The 15538-nt window shown below is 50.9% G+C and carries 13 protein-coding genes and 1 riboswitch; of the genes, 4 read left to right on the forward strand and 9 right to left on the reverse strand.

Translation table 11 applies throughout. The annotated features are described in order from the left end of the window. Window positions 1–79 precede the first annotated feature (79 nt). Window positions 80–526, forward strand: coding sequence for a cupredoxin domain-containing protein (locus tag L6H65_RS16125; RefSeq protein WP_236343618.1), 447 nt, complete (start codon window positions 80–82; stop codon window positions 524–526). A gap of 59 nt (window positions 527–585) precedes the next feature. After that, window positions 586–897, forward strand: a complete 312-nt coding sequence (locus tag L6H65_RS16130; RefSeq protein ID WP_236343619.1) for a dehydrogenase — start codon at window positions 586–588, stop codon at window positions 895–897. A gap of 293 nt (window positions 898–1190) precedes the next feature. On the opposite strand, the gene L6H65_RS16135 is transcribed toward L6H65_RS16130, so the two are convergent. Next, the gene (locus L6H65_RS16135) at window positions 1191–1550 is read right to left on the reverse strand and encodes a hypothetical protein (protein WP_236343620.1); all 360 of its coding nucleotides are present in this window, start codon (window positions 1548–1550) and stop codon (window positions 1191–1193) included. A gap of 1207 nt (window positions 1551–2757) precedes the next feature. Further along, window positions 2758–5178 carry an O-antigen ligase family protein gene (locus L6H65_RS16140; protein WP_236343621.1) on the reverse strand — a complete coding sequence of 807 codons (2421 nt, stop codon included), beginning with the start codon at window positions 5176–5178 and terminating at the stop codon, window positions 2758–2760. A 250-nt stretch (window positions 5179–5428) separates the two neighbouring features. On the opposite strand from L6H65_RS16140, the gene L6H65_RS16145 reads away from it, so the two are divergent. Both L6H65_RS16145 and L6H65_RS16150 read left to right on the forward strand, forming a co-directional pair. Further along, complete coding sequence (locus L6H65_RS16145; RefSeq protein WP_236343622.1) at window positions 5429–6142, forward strand: ABC transporter ATP-binding protein; 714 nt, start codon at window positions 5429–5431, stop codon at window positions 6140–6142. Then, complete coding sequence (locus L6H65_RS16150; RefSeq protein WP_236343623.1) at window positions 6139–7404, forward strand: ABC transporter permease; 1266 nt, start codon at window positions 6139–6141, stop codon at window positions 7402–7404. Before L6H65_RS16145 ends, L6H65_RS16150 begins: the two co-directional genes overlap by 4 nt. 799 nt (window positions 7405–8203) lie before the next feature. Here L6H65_RS16150 and L6H65_RS16155 read toward each other — a convergent pair. The 7 genes from L6H65_RS16155 to L6H65_RS16185 form a co-directional block, all read right to left on the reverse strand. Further along, entirely contained in the window at window positions 8204–8935 is a 732-nt protein-coding gene (locus L6H65_RS16155) for a PilZ domain-containing protein (RefSeq protein ID WP_236343624.1), read from the reverse strand. A gap of 83 nt (window positions 8936–9018) precedes the next feature. Further along, window positions 9019–9110: riboswitch (cyclic di-GMP riboswitch) on the reverse strand. A gap of 28 nt (window positions 9111–9138) precedes the next feature. Further along, window positions 9139–10221: an HD-GYP domain-containing protein gene (locus tag L6H65_RS16160; protein WP_236343625.1), complete on the reverse strand. Its 1083-nt coding sequence runs from the start codon at window positions 10219–10221 to the stop codon at window positions 9139–9141. Between the two features lie 37 nt (window positions 10222–10258). Further along, complete coding sequence (locus L6H65_RS16165) at window positions 10259–10945, reverse strand: GGDEF domain-containing protein (protein ID WP_236343626.1); 687 nt, start codon at window positions 10943–10945, stop codon at window positions 10259–10261. Window positions 10946–10964: 19 nt separating this feature from the next. After that, window positions 10965–12629: a histidine kinase N-terminal 7TM domain-containing diguanylate cyclase gene (locus L6H65_RS16170; RefSeq protein WP_236343627.1), complete on the reverse strand. Its 1665-nt coding sequence runs from the start codon at window positions 12627–12629 to the stop codon at window positions 10965–10967. 79 nt (window positions 12630–12708) lie between these two features. Beyond that, window positions 12709–13929, reverse strand: coding sequence for a class I SAM-dependent methyltransferase (locus tag L6H65_RS16175; RefSeq protein WP_236343628.1), 1221 nt, complete (start codon window positions 13927–13929; stop codon window positions 12709–12711). Between the two features lie 40 nt (window positions 13930–13969). Next, window positions 13970–14653, reverse strand: a complete 684-nt coding sequence (locus L6H65_RS16180; RefSeq protein ID WP_236343629.1) for a DUF6483 family protein — start codon at window positions 14651–14653, stop codon at window positions 13970–13972. Between the two features lie 8 nt (window positions 14654–14661). After that, window positions 14662–15510, reverse strand: coding sequence for an alpha/beta fold hydrolase (locus tag L6H65_RS16185; RefSeq protein ID WP_236343630.1), 849 nt, complete (start codon window positions 15508–15510; stop codon window positions 14662–14664). Window positions 15511–15538 lie beyond the last annotated feature (28 nt).

Raw genomic sequence — 15538 nt, forward strand, 5'->3', positions numbered from 1 at the left:
CCTCCACAGCTGGCATGTGCTGACAAGCCTCCGCATAGACTAGCTGTAATTCATACGTATGGAAGAGGTGGAATGTTTCATGTCCAAAATTTTTGTTGTAACGAAAAAGCAAATCCGGTTATTCGCCGCCATCATTCTCATCGTCCTTATTGCTGCCGCCTGTCTGAAATGGAATCAATCCAGGGAAGCGATCGGCGCATCGCAAGAGCCTCGCGTCTTTCATCTTGTGACAGGAGAATTCAAAACAACGACTAAAGAAGGCAGGCAGTTTGAAGTTTACCGCTGGGACCCGGGGACCATTGTCGTGAATGCAGGAGATCCTGTCGAGCTTCGAATAGCTGGAGTCAATGGACAATCGCATCCTTTTGTCATCGAGGGATTAGATGTTAAGGGTGAGGTGGTCAAGGGCAAGACGACGGTCGTTCGCTTCACAGCAGAGCGTAAAGGAACCTATCCGATCCTCTGTCTCACACACGATACGATGGAGAATAGCGGCCCGATGGTAGGTTATATCGTCGTCCAGTAATTGCTGTGACCAGAGGACGGCAGCGCGCATATAAAGGGGGTAGAGAGGAGTCGTTCGCCATGAAGCCTTCCCCCCAAAGACATCAAACCGTCTACCCTACCGCCCGCAAAGTCAGGCGCGCCTGTCAAAATGAGCTGTATCGAACAATCAAGCGGCTCGGCGTTTGGATCCCCAAGGAACAGGTCGAGCAAGCCGAGAAGCTGTATGTAAACAAGGTCCTATTGAATATCCAATGGGTAACAGAGAATGCCAGCCACCGCAAGAAGCTGTCCGATTGGTGGGACGAGAATGTTAGCGAGGAAATTTCCGAGCTGTGGAAGGTTGAGCAGAGCAAGCTCTGTGCGGCGTTCCGTGAGGCTTTCGGCGGTTAGAATTTCATAAAGAGGGACCGCCTGGATGGGGCGGTCCCTCTTCCATTTTGAACAGCATAAGAGTGGCGCAGTGACGTAGAACGAAAATGTAACGCTGCATTAATGCAGCGTAAAGCAGGACAAGGAAACGTAAAGTAAAGCAAGGCAAAGCAAGGCAAGGCAAGGCAAGGCAAGCAATACTAAAGCATTTTAAACGAAAAGCTACACTAAAGTTTTTTAAACGAAAGGCAGCCAGTGCAGCTCTTGGAGAGCCGTGCTGGCTGCCTTTCCTATGCCGATTCGTTGTTGGCACATCATCCGATAATTGCAAAGGTTTCTACGCCTGCTGGTATTGTTCTGCTGCGGAACAATACGCCGCTGGAAGAGAAAGTGCGAATCGTGTACGAAACATTCGTTAACGTTCCAATGTTGTTGAAACGAACGACACCGAAGCGGTCAAAGCTTGATGATGAAACGACTCGACCATTGCGAATCAATAGGGCAAAGAAGCCCGACGTATTAAACGGTACGCCGTTCCGTTGAACCCAAACAACCGTCAGTCGATTGAAGATTGGCCCTGTCTGCTGGTACAGTCCTTGGGGCTTTGAAGTACGAATGACTTTCCCGTTGCTGCTGGTCGAATACAGCTTAGGTTTGATGCGTGTATATGCCATCAATATCACTCCTCTCAGGTTTATATCAGCATATGCTAGTTTCTATGAGGAGGATTGGACAAACCTACGCTGTCGCTACCTATTTTCTATTTTTGGACTCTATCTCAAAATCAGAGCATAATGGCTTGACACGACGACATCAGCTTTCACGAAACGCATCATGCTGTCAAACCGCTTCACATCCTCTCACGAACCACGCAAAGACAAGCCTCGCATCCGCTCCTCTCCTCACAACCTGATTACTATCACACGATCCAACATCACTATCCGCCGCTAAAAAGCTACCCGCTAAAATCATCAGGAAAATTCCCCCTTACGCTCCATACTCCATACTCCATATCCTAGTCAGTACACCTGTGAAATGCACGACCTCCGATCGCTCAGGCGATAAGACGATTTTTCCTGCTTACACGACCGATCGCGCACCTTTCGGTTGCTGTAAGCGGGTTTTGTCCGCTTATAATCTCCGCCGTCGCCCCTTTCACACACTCGCTCAGGGGATAAGACGATTTTTCCTGCTTACACGACAGATCGTGCACCTTTCGGTAGCTGTAAGCGGGTTTTGTCCGCTTATAATCTCCGCCGTCGCCCCTTTCATACACTCGCTCAGGCGATAAGACGATTTTTCCTGCTTACACGACAGATCGCGTACCTTTCGGTAGCTGTAAGCGGGTTTTGTCCGCTTATAATCTCCGCCGTTGTCCCTTTCACACACTCGCTCAGGCGATAAGACGATTTTTCCTGCTTACACGACCGATCGCGCACCTTTCAGTAGCTGTAAGCGGGTTTTGTCCGCTTATAATCTCTGCCGTTGCCCCTTTCACACACTCGCTCAGGAGATAAGACGATTTTTCCTGCTTACACGACAGATCGCGCACCTTTCAGTAGCTGTAAGCGGGTTTTGTCCGCTTATAATCTCCGCCGTTACCCCTTTCACACACTCGCTCAGGAGATAAGACGATTTTTCCTGCTTACACGACAGATCGCGCACCTTTCAGTAGCTGTAAGCGGGTTTTGTCCGCTTATAATCTCCGCCAATACCCCACACTCGCCGTATAATCACACGCGATGCTGAAAGTATATATCGGGTTGGATCGTAATCTGTGGAAAAATCACAATTATTGATGAAAACGACTCTCACGAAATTAAACTGAGATTGTGAATGGTCAGTATATCGGAACCAGAGCAGCTTGATCTAGGAGAATTATCAATATGATGTGCCGGGACCGAGCTGGCGAAGAAGCATGTAAGCTGCATTCGCCGCCTCCAGCGATTCGGGCGTGACCTCAAAGTCGCGGCCAGCCGCCTCCGCGTCAATCCCCTGCGCCTCGAACGCTTCAAAGAAGCTCAGCGCGGTCTTCGCGGCTTCGCGCGCCTCGCGCTCTTTGCCGCTCGCGCGCATGCGCTGCGCGAGCTGCGCCATGATTACGACCGCGTCCGTCTGATTCTCGCGGTCGTATCGGTCGTACCGCAGTGCGAGGCGCAGATGCGCCGTCGCCTGCGGCACGTCTCTGCGCTCGGCGTATACACGGCCGAGCGCCCGCATGAGCGGCACGGACTGCGGCTCATAGCGCAGTCCGGCCGCGAGCAGCGCCGCCCGTTCCGGCGGCGGCGCAAGCTCTGCCAGCTCGATGCGAATCCGTGTCCAATACGGATTCGCATCGAGCGCGGCGCGAAGCGCCGCAAGCTGCTCGGCGCCGACCGCGTCAACCGCCGCCTCGCGCTGCGCCACCCCCTCGTCAAACCGCCAGCTATAGATGGCGGCTGTGACCAATATGACAGCGGCTAGCAATGCAGCCGCTCCTCTAACTGCACTCGCTGCGTTCACTGCAGTTGGCGTATTCACACCAAGCACTGTATTTACTACAGTTTCTGCATTCATGTCATTAACTCTGATCACTTCGGTTTCTGCATTCACACCAGTCACTGCAGTCACTTCGGTTTCTGCATTCACCCTAGTCACTGCAATCGCTTCTGCTTCTGCATTCACACCAGTCACTTCGGTTTCTGCATTCACCCTAGTCACTGCAATCACTTCTGCTTCTGCATTCACGACAGTCACTGCAATCACTTCTGCTTCTGCATTCGCGCCAGTACTTGTATCCAGCCCATTCCCCTTGTCCAGCTCATTCGCTCCCATCGGCTCGTTCTTCACCTCATATGCAGGTTTGCTATGGAGGACGATCCAGCCGAAGAGCAGCAGCCAATAGCAGCCGTAAGACATGTCGAAATCTACTGCTGCGTGCAGCAGCAGAACACCAATCGGCACCAGACCTGTTCGATCATGCAAGGCCACTCTTCGCAATAGTGCTCCGACAACAAGAATGAACACAATCAGACCTGCAATGCCCAGGTCCAGCGTCACATCCAAATACCCGCTGTGCACTTCGTTGCCGATATAGGGATAGGTCTGGATTTGCGTGAACAGTGACCGCCAGGTATCTCCGCCACGACCCAGCAGCGGCGCTTCACGGATCAGTATGAAAGCATCCTCGTAGAACATCGAGCGCGCACCCAGCGTTTCAAAATATCCGCTCAGCCTGCCCTGAATAACCGCAGGCAGCAACATCGCCATTGCCGCTATTGCGGCGGCCCAGCCTCCCCACGCCACAAACTCTCTCCATCTGCCGCTGCTGCGAGCAGCGAAGCTGCGAATCATGATGCAGCCAATGCCGCCGGCAAGCACAATAGCCAGTAGCAATGCCCCCTCAGAGAATACAGCTTGAGGTGGCGCTTCTAAAGCGTCAAGACGCCCGTTCCGCAGCCCTGCCCCATAAACAAACCTGTAAGCGGCTCCTGCCGCAGCAAGCGTACAGCCACTGTATAGTAGCCACTGCATGCGTTCCGCACGACCTATGACAAGCAGGCCAGCAAGCCAGCCAATCCCGGCAGACAGCCATGCCGCCCTTGACTCTGTCAGCAGCAGCACAAGCGCAATAGGAGTCACTTGAAGTCCGATCAGAACGAACGACAACAATGTCCGGGCCCGAATAAGCAGCAGCCAGCACCATACCAGATAAGCGGCTGCAATTGCGGCAAAAGCATTCGGATATTGCACAAATCCGGCAAGCCGTGCGCCAACCGCAGACAATCTCGCATCTCCTGTTGTCATAATCATCTCTGGGAAATAAGTCCACCCCATCCAACAAGCCAGGGAGCCCCATACGATAAAAGCACCTGCAGCCTGAATAGATGCAGACAACCAGCCCCGATTCCGCTCCTCACCAAACCAAATATAAGAAATAATCAGAAAAGCGCTGTATGCGGACCAGCGCAGCGCTTGCTCAATCGTGCCCAGCATGGATGCAGGCTGGTTGAACATTGCGACACAATACAATAAAGCGAGCGCCAACGGGCTATAGGCAGCGAGCGGCACAGCGCGGAGCCCCCTGCTTCTCGTGAAGGCCAGCAAGCTATTCCCCTTCCCGACGCGCAATCCATTTTTGTACTGATCGTCTCCTCCTCTGTGGACAAACCCAAATAACGCGGGGCTTAGCAGCGCTGCGACAATAACAATCCATTCCAGCTTGTAGAAATTAACATCAAAAAACATGCCATATCGATAAGTCGAGAAAGCCAGCACTATTGCAAACAACAAAGCAGCTATTCCGACGACTACGGTACGCATCCCCTTACCCCATTTCAAAGCGACAATCGCGTTTATGACACCACTTTCCTATTACAAGATTGTAACATAGACATATCCTTTTCCAGCAAATCACCACGCACGCCAAAACTTTTTTCTCACACTGCTCGTTAACAACACAGCTAACATTCAGGAAGCCGCGCAGAAAATTATGCCCACGCTTCCGATGCGATTTTCTGCTTACACAGAAGCTCATCAAGAAGCCGCGCAGAAAATTTTAGGAGGTACAAACATGATACACTTGCAGCAAATTGAACATGCGTTCAAGCTCGGCCGTAAGGGGAACGAACGGCTCGTTCCTGTACTTAAAGGCATCGATTTGACAGTTAATAAAGGTGAAATTGTTACTCTCATTGGTCGAAGTGGCTCCGGCAAATCCACCTTGCTTCATATCGTCGGCGGGTTCTTGCGTCCTACCAGCGGAAAAGTCCGCATTGCCGATCAGGATGTTACCAGCTATTCCGAAACCCAATGGGCAGACTTCCGCAGAAATCATATGGGGGTCGTTTTTCAAAACTTTCAGCTTATTCCCAGCATGACCGCTTATGAGAACACTGAACTGCCCCTTGTCCTGCAAGGCATTGCACCGAATGAAAGGCGTCGCCAAACACTGACACTGCTAGAGCAGCTCGGCATCGCCTCTTATGCCGACCACTATCCAAGCGAGCTCTCCGGCGGACAGCAGCAGCGTGTAGGGATCGCAAGATCGCTTATTTTAAACCCGCCCATACTGCTGGCCGATGAGCCGACAGGCAGTCTCGACAGCGAGAATGAAGCACAGTTTCTACAGCTGCTTCAATCCCTCAATCGCGAGCGGAACATTACTTTACTCATTATTACCCATGATGACAAGGTTGCCTCCATCGGCAACCGCACAATGCGCATCGAAGATGGCCTCTTGCTTCAACCGGCCGAACAATCCAAGCTGGAGGTGCTTCAACCTTGAAATTCAAAGACAAGCTTAAATTCGTCAGACAAAATATGAGCAAAAACAAGTCACGGGTCTTCATGACCATCCTCGCCACAGCGATGGGCTGCTCCTTCCTCATCATGATCGCTTCCGTAGCATTTGGACTTCAACAAAGTCTAATCGACGATCTGCTGCAGGATCGGAACATTACCGAAATTCAGGTTCACGCCCTCAAAAATGGGGACACCTATGATAATCTGAAGCAAGCGGATATCGATGCCATTCAGAATATCGAGCATATCAAAGCCATGAGCGTGCAGCGCATGTCTCAAGGAACCACAAGCTTAGGCGAATACCAAAGCCTCAATAATACGCAGGCTATCGTGTCCAATTTTCAACAGGAAATGAAAGCCGGGCTTGAACTGGAGGAAGGAAGAGCGCCAGCCAATGACAACGAAACAGTGGTTGGGTATCATTTTGCCAAAAGCTTGACCAAACGCGATGCAAACAATGTGGCTCTAGCTAATGAAATATATAACGGCAAACTTATTGGTGAAACGATTGTTTTTAAAGCTACGGAATTCAATCCGGATACGAACAAGGAGGTCGTGGTCGGGGAGTTCAAGCTCACCATAGTCGGTATATTGGAGAAGCCTGACAGAGAGTGGATGGAGAGCGCTTTGCTCTACCTGTCAGACAACTATAATGACAAATTATTCGGGGAAGAATTGCCTCAAGCGAATGTTAAAGTCATAGCCGATGGCGCGGATAACGTCGTTAAAGTATCCAATGAGCTCCGCGAAAAAAATTACTCGGTCTATTCCGTTGCCGACACGATTAAGGAGATGGACCTCGTCTTTCTCGTCATGAAGATCGGGCTCATTTTCGTCGGAACGATTGCTGTTCTAATCGCCTCCATCGGTATTTACAACACGATGACGATGGCTGTAACCGAGCGCTCGCAGGATATTGGCATTATGAAAGCGATTGGCGCCAATCCGCGTACAATCCGCAGCATCTTCCTTCTGGAAAGCTTCGGGATCGGCCTGCTTGGCGTCATGATCGGCACGATCGTCTCCTACGGATTAAGCGCCCTGATCAACGCTGCCGTGCCGCCTATTCTGGCAAATGTGCTGGACGGCAAGCCTCCCGAGAACTTTATGTTCTCTTCAATTCCAATTACGCTGACACTAGTTAGCGCAGGCATTAGCTTGGGGGTTGCTGTCCTGTCAGGCATGAGGCCTGCAGCTAGAGCTACTCGCATAGATGTGCTTCGCGCATTGCGCCGTGATATCTAGTCTATATCTATAGCAGTAGAGCTGCCCATTTATAATAGCCGGAGCACCGATTCAAACAGTCCTTCTCAAGCTTCAATGCTGCTACAACAATAAACGAACCGCTAGAGGAACTCCTTTAGACCGGTTCGTTTATTTGTTTGCTCGTTACATCCCAATTAGAAATGTGGTCGACTGCCAACACTGTGTCGCCCCATCGTCCACTGGGAGCTGGGAGCTGGGAGCTGCGCGCAGTTACTTCAAAAGCCATTACTGCATAAATACATCTTCTGAATCAATAATAGCTGCTCGCAGCCGGAGTACCTGCAAAAATACATCTAATATCTCCATAACCCAGCGTATACGGCACTTTTCTTTCTTTTTGCTGTATTTTTGCAGTTAAATGGCTTGAAATGGACCCTTCGGGCCAAGTTAACTGTATTTTTGCAGCAACGAATAAGCGTTAAGCGGCAGATATAACCTACGCCGAGAAATGTACGCGGTTTACGCCGGGACGCGGCTTGCGCGGGACGCAGCTTGCGCGGGACGCAGCTTGCGCGGGACGCAGCTTGCGCGGGACGCAGCTTGCGCGGGACGCAGCTTGCGCGGGACGCAGCTTGCGCGGGACGCAGCTTGCGCGGGACGCGGCTTGCGCGGGACGCAGCTTGCGCGGGACGCGGCTTGCGCGGGACGCGGCTTGCGCGAGACGCGGTTTACGCGGGACGCGGTTTACGCGGGACGCGGCTTACGCGAGACGCACGCTTGCGCGGACGCGGCTAGCAGCATCCCGCGAGGAGATGCGTCGCGGGTGCCGAGTCATAGTTTAGAAGGAACGCGGCTTCGCTTTCTCTTGCTTCTTCTTATAGTAGGCTGCCACCTGCTCGCGGAGCAGGAATGCTCGCAAAGCGCGCTGCTGCAGCTCGTCCAAATTATGAAATCTTGCTCCATAAAAGAATTGATCGCCATCGGACTCCTTGCGGATGATTTCGAGCGTACAGCTAAGCTCAAACCCGATCTTGATCGTTGCCTCCACTCTATCGTCAGGCTGCAGCATAGACGCGCCCATTACCTGAAATCCAACACCAGAGTAGCTGATGTTGCGAACGGTCAGCTCAGTGTCGATGATATAGGCATCCACCTCTGCCTCGTCGATCGCCTCTTGCAGCAGCGCCTCGCCCTTCTTGTCCACTACTCGTTTGAACGAGCCGTCATGGTAGACCTCAATACGAGGCATCTCCCGCTTCTCTTCCAATCCTATTAATGATCTGGGCGGAAAAATAACTGCAAGCGAGCCATCAGCCTTGCCGATCACTGTCGATTGCAATCGATGTATGCCAACCGGCGAATAGATGGTCAGACTAACGGGATCACCAAGATCGAATGATTTGAACTCGGACATCTCAATCTCGATCATCTCGCCCTCCACATGAGACAGCACGCCTGTCGATACATATCCGTCCTTCTCGACTACGGTCCGGCTATGAACGAGCACTTTTGTTGAGACCATCTGTTTTTCTGTGCCATATGCATCCCTGCCAGGAAAATTACTATTCATACTATCATCCTCACTCATGTGTGATATAAAAAGAAAAAGCCGCTTGCCTCAAGCCGCTTCTACCACCCAGGATTGGATGTCATTTCGGCAGCCAGGCTGTCATTCGTTCGCGTTGCGAACATTAGACCCTATAGCTTTGCGTCCTTGCCTTTCGACAAGTTTGCCTTTACGATGTATGCTGTTGTCAGTCCCCATGCCGTTCTTTACATCTCTTTGATAATCATGACATTGTGTTCATCCTTCAGATCTATCTCATAAGCCATTGCCGGCATGGAGCCGTCTGCTTCCCGTATGATGCGAACCGTTGGCCGATGTACAGCGAGCGGGTTATTCGCCGCAACTACTCCTACCTGGCCTGAGCTTAGCAATATCGTAGTCGCTACAGGGTAGATCGAAATATGCTTGCAGAATGTCTTGATCAACTCCAAATCAAACACCGTATTCCCGGCAGCGAATAAATACTCGATTGCTTCTGTTGGCGTATAGCGCCTGCGATGCGGCCGTGGAGATGTGAGTGCATCGAACACATCTGCCAGTGCAACAATTTGGGCGTATTCATGGATCGCTTTCCCGCTCAGCCTTCTGGGATATCCAGAGCCGTCATACCGTTCATGATGCTGAAGCGCGCAATGAGCGGAGAGCAGCGATATGTCATGCTGGGCGCGAATAATGTTGAACCCTTCCTCGGTATGCTTCTCCATCGCAATCCGTTCTTCAACGGTAAGCGGCGAAGTTTTGTTCAGCAGTTCCTTGGGCAGCCGTGTCATTCCCACATCGAACAACAATGCACCCATGCCGAGCTCTTCCAGCTGATTGCGATTATAGCCCTTGGCCAAGCCCATAATGCCAGCTAGAATGGCGACGTTAACGGAATGCTGGAATAAATAGCCGTCCGCAACCTGTATGCTGGTCAGATTAACCATGACCTCTTCTCTGGAAATCAAGTCCTGCATAATCTCCCCGAATACTTTGCGGAACTCTCGCCCCATCTCCGGAGCAATGGCCCGTCCTTTAATATTCGGCTGGTCCATTAGCGTATTCATCGTCTTGAAAATCGTATCTGTCGCCTTCTTGCGCGTATCGTCTCTAATCGCAGTACTCGGGGCAAGATCCGCTGTCATCGGATCATCGATAAACAGCATATCGATACCGAGCTTCTTTAATCGGTCAATGAATCTGTCATTGAGCTCCACTCCGGCACCAAGCAAAATATTCCCGTTCTCTTGAAGTACTGGGCGAGCCAACTTCTCCCCCGGCTTAACCGAGAGAATATGCACTTTTCTCATCTGTCTGATTCCGCCTTTTTAACAATGTGCTTGTTTGTCACGCTTGCAGCGCTTCATGAGATTTGGCATGCAGGCGACGCACATGTTTATGCGCATACATCCTCTTGTCCGCAGAACGGATCAGATGCAACAAGTCGCTTCCATGCTCAGGGTAGCACGCACTTCCTACTGATACGGACAGCTTTAGACCCATTCGCCCGGTAAGCTGTTGAAGCTGCTCATGATATTCCTTTATCCATGCTTGGATCTGTTTCTCATCGCTGTATGGACAGATTACAATAAATTCGTCGCCGCCCCATCTTGCTGCAATTTCACCTCGATGCGAGCAAGCCTTCAGTGATTGTGCGATGAGCCTCAGCACTGTATCGCCATGGTCATGTCCAAAGCGGTCATTGACATCCTTGAAATCATTGACATCGATCATCAGAACCGAGAATTTCTTCCGTTTGCGCTGCGCCTGCCGCACCAGCTTGGGAAAGCTGGATTCAATAAATCCCCGATTGAATATAGCAGTCAAGCAATCCGTTGTAGATTCCAACTTGATCCGATCGTACTTGCTCCCCAGAATCCACGCTAGAGGCAGGGAGAGGATTGAGGCTGCTGCACCACCGGACAATGCCGTCAACCATCCATTACTGCCTCCTGCCCAAAATCCGAAGCCAGCTGTAAACAATATTGTGCCGACTGCGACTGCCCCAGCTGCTATGCGCCCCCCGAAAGCCATGCTGCCCACCTCCCTCTATTCATGGAAAATGTACAATTCGATTGCGGCCGCCTTTCTTCGCTTCATAAAGCGCCTCATCTACGTTGGCGAATAATTCATGCAAATAGGCTTCCGTGCTGTCGCCATCATGCTCTGCTTGTCCTTCTACAGATAGGACACCTATACTAATTGTAACCGAAACAGAGGCATCGTCCTTGCCGATCGGCACCTGATTACAAGCAACTGCCTGGCAAATTCGTTCTGCCAGCATATCGGCCTGCTCTCGATCCGTCTGCGGCAAATAGACTGCAAACTCTTCGCCGCCGTATCTGGCCAATAGATCTGTCCCTCTTAATGAATCCCGAACGACTCCTGCCGTTTGACGAATAACATCGTCTCCAATGAGATGGCCGTAGGAGTCATTGACTGACTTGAAGAAATCAATATCAAACAACATGATAGAAAAGGGAAATCGATATCTCTGGTTTCGCTTGATTTCATACTCCAGCCGGCCCATCAAATATCGCCGATTGAAGCAGCCGGTCAAGCTGTCTGTAACAGCCATCTGCTCAAGCTTCTGATTGGCCTGAAACAATTTATCCTGCATTTGAATGAGTTCGCGATTCCTCTCTTGCATAGCCTCGTACTGCTCGTTTGACTGATCAACAAGCAGTCTAAGCTCTGTTACATCCTGGAAGGTGATCACCCTTCCAATGATTCGATTATGGTCGCCCATAATCGGCGCTGCATGTAAAGATAGATATAGGATGCTGTCATCCTGTTCAATCGCTATCTCCATCGCTGCTCGCTCCGGCGGATTGCTGCGATAGGCGCTAAGAAAGGACTCCTCATCCTTCGTTCCACTTATAGAATGGAGATACCGCTCCATGTCCAGTCGCTTGCCTAGCTTGACTCGAAGTCGCGGACTAGGCAGACGGTTCATTTCTACAACTCGCTCTTGTCCATCCAGCACGATAATTCCTGCCGCAATGGTATGAATCACATCCTGCTTCGCGATCCCCACAATGTCGTAAGAGCGCTGCTTGTGAACAGAGATTACAAAACAAACAATCGCGATAGCGATTCCAATTGAGAATACGCCGGGTATTGCTGGCAGCACACTCGCAAGCAGCGTATTCCAAATCACATCGAATAGTCCGAATGCGGCAAGTACAATCAAACCGATAAGCGCATAGGCAATCTTCGTCTTATAGTGAGGATTGGCTTCCGAACGATATGCGCGATTTATTAGGATAACCGAGTAGGTACAATATATTAGATGCGTAGCGACCAGAAACCAGAAAATTGGACCGTACGTAGTGTATGGACCATTAAGTTCGGGTATATATACCCCTCCTGGATTTATGGCGATTCCGATCGCAATAATAAGAGCGGGAAGAAGCATATTCAGAAACGATCCCAATCTGAGCACATATGCAGGGTTAATCAAGAATCTAAGAAACAGCAGCCATCCAAATCCAACAAGGGATAAGAAGACAAACGAGACATTGGTGTATATCATCTGGAAGTGGGGATTGTCTGTCATGCCGACTGCAAATTGGCCAAACGGCCAAATCATAATCAGGAAGTGGAAGATCAAATATACTTTATGCAGCAATGTAACTGTGTTATATACAAAAACGTACAGAAACAATGCCATGAGTACAGAAAAGATACAAAGATCAAGCCATGTCAACAGACCCAAACCGATCCACCCAATTCACCTTATTCATATGCACTACTTCCTGGGACCTACTACCCTCTCATTCTATCACAGTACGTATTTATTCGACAACGGTTGTGTAACCTTCTTTAACAAAAACCTTACTTTCCAACGCCTCGCTGAGCTTGTGGGACAGAGCTCGCTCCAGATAAGGCGAAAGCTGCAAAGCATCGCGAAAAGCGACATACTCCTTCCACTTGCGCTCCGGCTCATTCGCAACACCTAATGCAGCGCGGATCAGCATGTTTTTCGGCGTATGATCGGGATCTATAAACTCAAGCATTTGCACTTTATAACCTAGCACCTCCAACAGTTGGGCACGAACCGCATCCGTTGCAAGCGCTGAGAATCTTTCCTTCAACAAGCCATGGGACAGCAGAGGCCGGAGATCGTCATTGGCAACCTGACGGAACAGCTCATGCTGGCAGCAGGGAACGGATAAAATAACGGCTGCTCCCCAATCCACCGCCTGAACAAGCGCCGCATCTGTCGCTGTATCGCAAGCATGCAGTGTGACAACCATATCCACCGATGAATGCTCCTTGTACTGAGCTATATCTCCGACCTGGAAGCTTAAGCGATCGTATCCGAGCTTGCGTGCAAGCTCCGAGCAGAAGGCAATGACATCCTCCTTCAAATCCAGCCCCACGATTGAGATCCTTCTCTTCTGCTTGATGGCCAGCAAATGATAGAGCGCAAAGGTCAAATAGGATTTGCCGCAGCCAAAATCAACGATTCTAATCTCCCGGTCACTCGGAAGACTTGGCAGCACATCTGCGACCATCTCAAGAAACCGGTTGATCTGTTTGAATTTATCCTGTTTCTTGGCAATGACCTGACCGCTCTTCGTCATAATGCCAAGCTCCACCATGAATGGCGCTGCTTCACCCTCTTGCACAATGCGCTGCTTCAGCCGATTATGCTGCTGCGGCTCCTCCTGCGCCTTGGAGGTCGGCGGTTTGCGGAGCACTGTCGCCTTGCCCTTCTTATTGAACAGAATTTGCACATCAGCGCCCGCAGTCTTGAACAGCGCCTGTCTGTAGTGTCCCTCCAGCCATTGCGCCAGCCGATTCGCCGCTTCCGCTTGAGGAACATTGTCATGTGTTACTTTGTTATTGCTATGGTATTCGAATTGATAATGAAGGCTGCCTCGCAGCTCAATTGCCCTGATCGTCGTTTTAGGCGGAATTCCTTCATCCTTGCGACGAAGCTGGCTAAAGACCGCTTGCCGCAGTTCCCCGTTATCCACCCAATGCTGCAAATCCGCCTGCCATTGTTCCATGTAGCTTCCTTCACTCCTAAAATAGCATGTCCCGAGACGATTATTCGGCTCGGAATAATTCCGTCTGCTGCTTGATCGCAGCATTTCCCACTAATCTTCGCTGTCCTTCTATGACCTCATCCCTTGGCAGGCCGCCAGCAAACAGCTTCTCATCCGTCAGCAGCAGCAGCCTGCCATAGAACTCATCCGCTTGCTCCGGCGCCATTAAGCCATCCATAAGCAGCTCGTCAAGCACATTCTCTGCCTGATCGTAGCGCCCCTCTGCTTCATGCCACAGCAGCAAAAGCGCCTTCGTTGCCTGCGGCAATTCATATTCGCCCAGCTTGGCGGCAAGCTCTCCCGCTTCCTCTGAAGGGGTGCGCAGCAGCGGCTCGGCTTCAAGCAGCGCCAGCCTGATGAAAAGATGCAGCGCTTTTACTCTGACGAGATAGCTCTGATCCGTCTCATCCAGCTCTTCCAGCAGTTGGGCTTCCTCTTTCATAAGAAGAGCGATGGCGTGCAAGTTAGTCGTTTCCACGACACCCCTTACCGTCATCATCCGAATAATATCCTCATCTGACAAGGAACGAAGCAATTTTCCGTTAAGCCGAAACTGCCGACTAAGCAGCTCGTCGATGGCAAGGAGCGCTTCCTCCTGCTTCTTCTCTTGACGCAGAGCCATCATTTGCCCGACGACCTCCGTCATCTGCTGGATCATTCGCATGAAGTAATCCCGTTGAAACATCGTTCATCCTACTCCCTGATCGTCGATAGAAAGCGAATAAAAGCGGCAACTCTTTCTCCCACAGCGGCGGGCGACTCTACCATGCCCATATGCCCGACTCCATCGAGCACAACATGGGAAACATTCGGCCCCTCCGCAGTAAATGTCTTCTCCGATGGAATGACGGCATCCTCTGAGCCGGCAATGAGCAATCTTGGAACCTCCAACTTGTCCAGCACCTCTCTGCGATCAGGACGAGCCTTCATGCCGCGCGCAGTTGCTGCTGCGCCAGCGGCGGATGTTCCATAACCAATCGCAACGATCTCCTTCACCTTGTCAGCCATCGTCTCTCGATGGCCAGGAGCAAACAGCTTGGGTATGAGACCGTCTACGAACGGCTCGATGCCATCAGCTAGAATCGCTGCCGCAGCCTTGTCCCGATTCTGCTTCGCTTCTTCGCTATCCGCCATCGCAGTCGAGTGAACCAGACTTAATGATCTCACCTTCTCTGGATGCTTCTCAGCGAATGCCAGCGATACATAGCCGCCAAGCGAATGACCGAACAGATAGACCGACTCCACTTGGAGAGCATCGATAAATTGCAGCAGATCCTCTGCTAGAATATCCATCCCGTAAACATCATCATCAGGAGCCGAGCTTCCTCCATGACCACGAAGATCAGGAGCTAGAATACGTCCCAAGCCTGTAATTCCCGGAATGATATTCTGCCAATAGCTTGAACTTCCGCAATAGCCATGCAGCAGCACAATTGCCGATTGTTCGGCAAGAACACCGCTGGCCTCACCTGTATCATAGTACGATATTTGGAGCCCGTCGCGTAGTTTCATTTGATTGTTTGCCAGAGAATGAATCGTCATAGCAACCTCACCCTTTCATCAATTGTGT

It is taken from the genome of Paenibacillus plantiphilus (assembly GCF_927798095.1).
GTDB lineage: Bacteria > Bacillota > Bacilli > Paenibacillales > Paenibacillaceae > Paenibacillus_Z > Paenibacillus_Z plantiphilus.

Coding starts and splice junctions, on each gene's coding strand:
- L6H65_RS16155 (WP_236343624.1), bottom strand. CDS start 8,935: ATGAATAGTAATTTTCCTGGCAGGGATGCATATGGCACAGAAAAACAG.
- L6H65_RS16125 (WP_236343618.1), top strand. CDS start 80: ATGTCCAAAATTTTTGTTGTAACGAAAAAGCAAATCCGGTTATTCGCC.
- L6H65_RS16175 (WP_236343628.1), bottom strand. CDS start 13,929: ATGGAACAATGGCAGGCGGATTTGCAGCATTGGGTGGATAACGGGGAA.
- L6H65_RS16180 (WP_236343629.1), bottom strand. CDS start 14,653: ATGTTTCAACGGGATTACTTCATGCGAATGATCCAGCAGATGACGGAG.
- L6H65_RS16165 (WP_236343626.1), bottom strand. CDS start 10,945: ATGGCTTTCGGGGGGCGCATAGCAGCTGGGGCAGTCGCAGTCGGCACA.
- L6H65_RS16135 (WP_236343620.1), bottom strand. CDS start 1,550: ATGGCATATACACGCATCAAACCTAAGCTGTATTCGACCAGCAGCAAC.
- L6H65_RS16185 (WP_236343630.1), bottom strand. CDS start 15,510: ATGACGATTCATTCTCTGGCAAACAATCAAATGAAACTACGCGACGGG.
- L6H65_RS16140 (WP_236343621.1), bottom strand. CDS start 5,178: ATGCGTACCGTAGTCGTCGGAATAGCTGCTTTGTTGTTTGCAATAGTG.
- L6H65_RS16130 (WP_236343619.1), top strand. CDS start 586: ATGAAGCCTTCCCCCCAAAGACATCAAACCGTCTACCCTACCGCCCGC.
- L6H65_RS16145 (WP_236343622.1), top strand. CDS start 5,429: ATGATACACTTGCAGCAAATTGAACATGCGTTCAAGCTCGGCCGTAAG.
- L6H65_RS16160 (WP_236343625.1), bottom strand. CDS start 10,221: ATGAGAAAAGTGCATATTCTCTCGGTTAAGCCGGGGGAGAAGTTGGCT.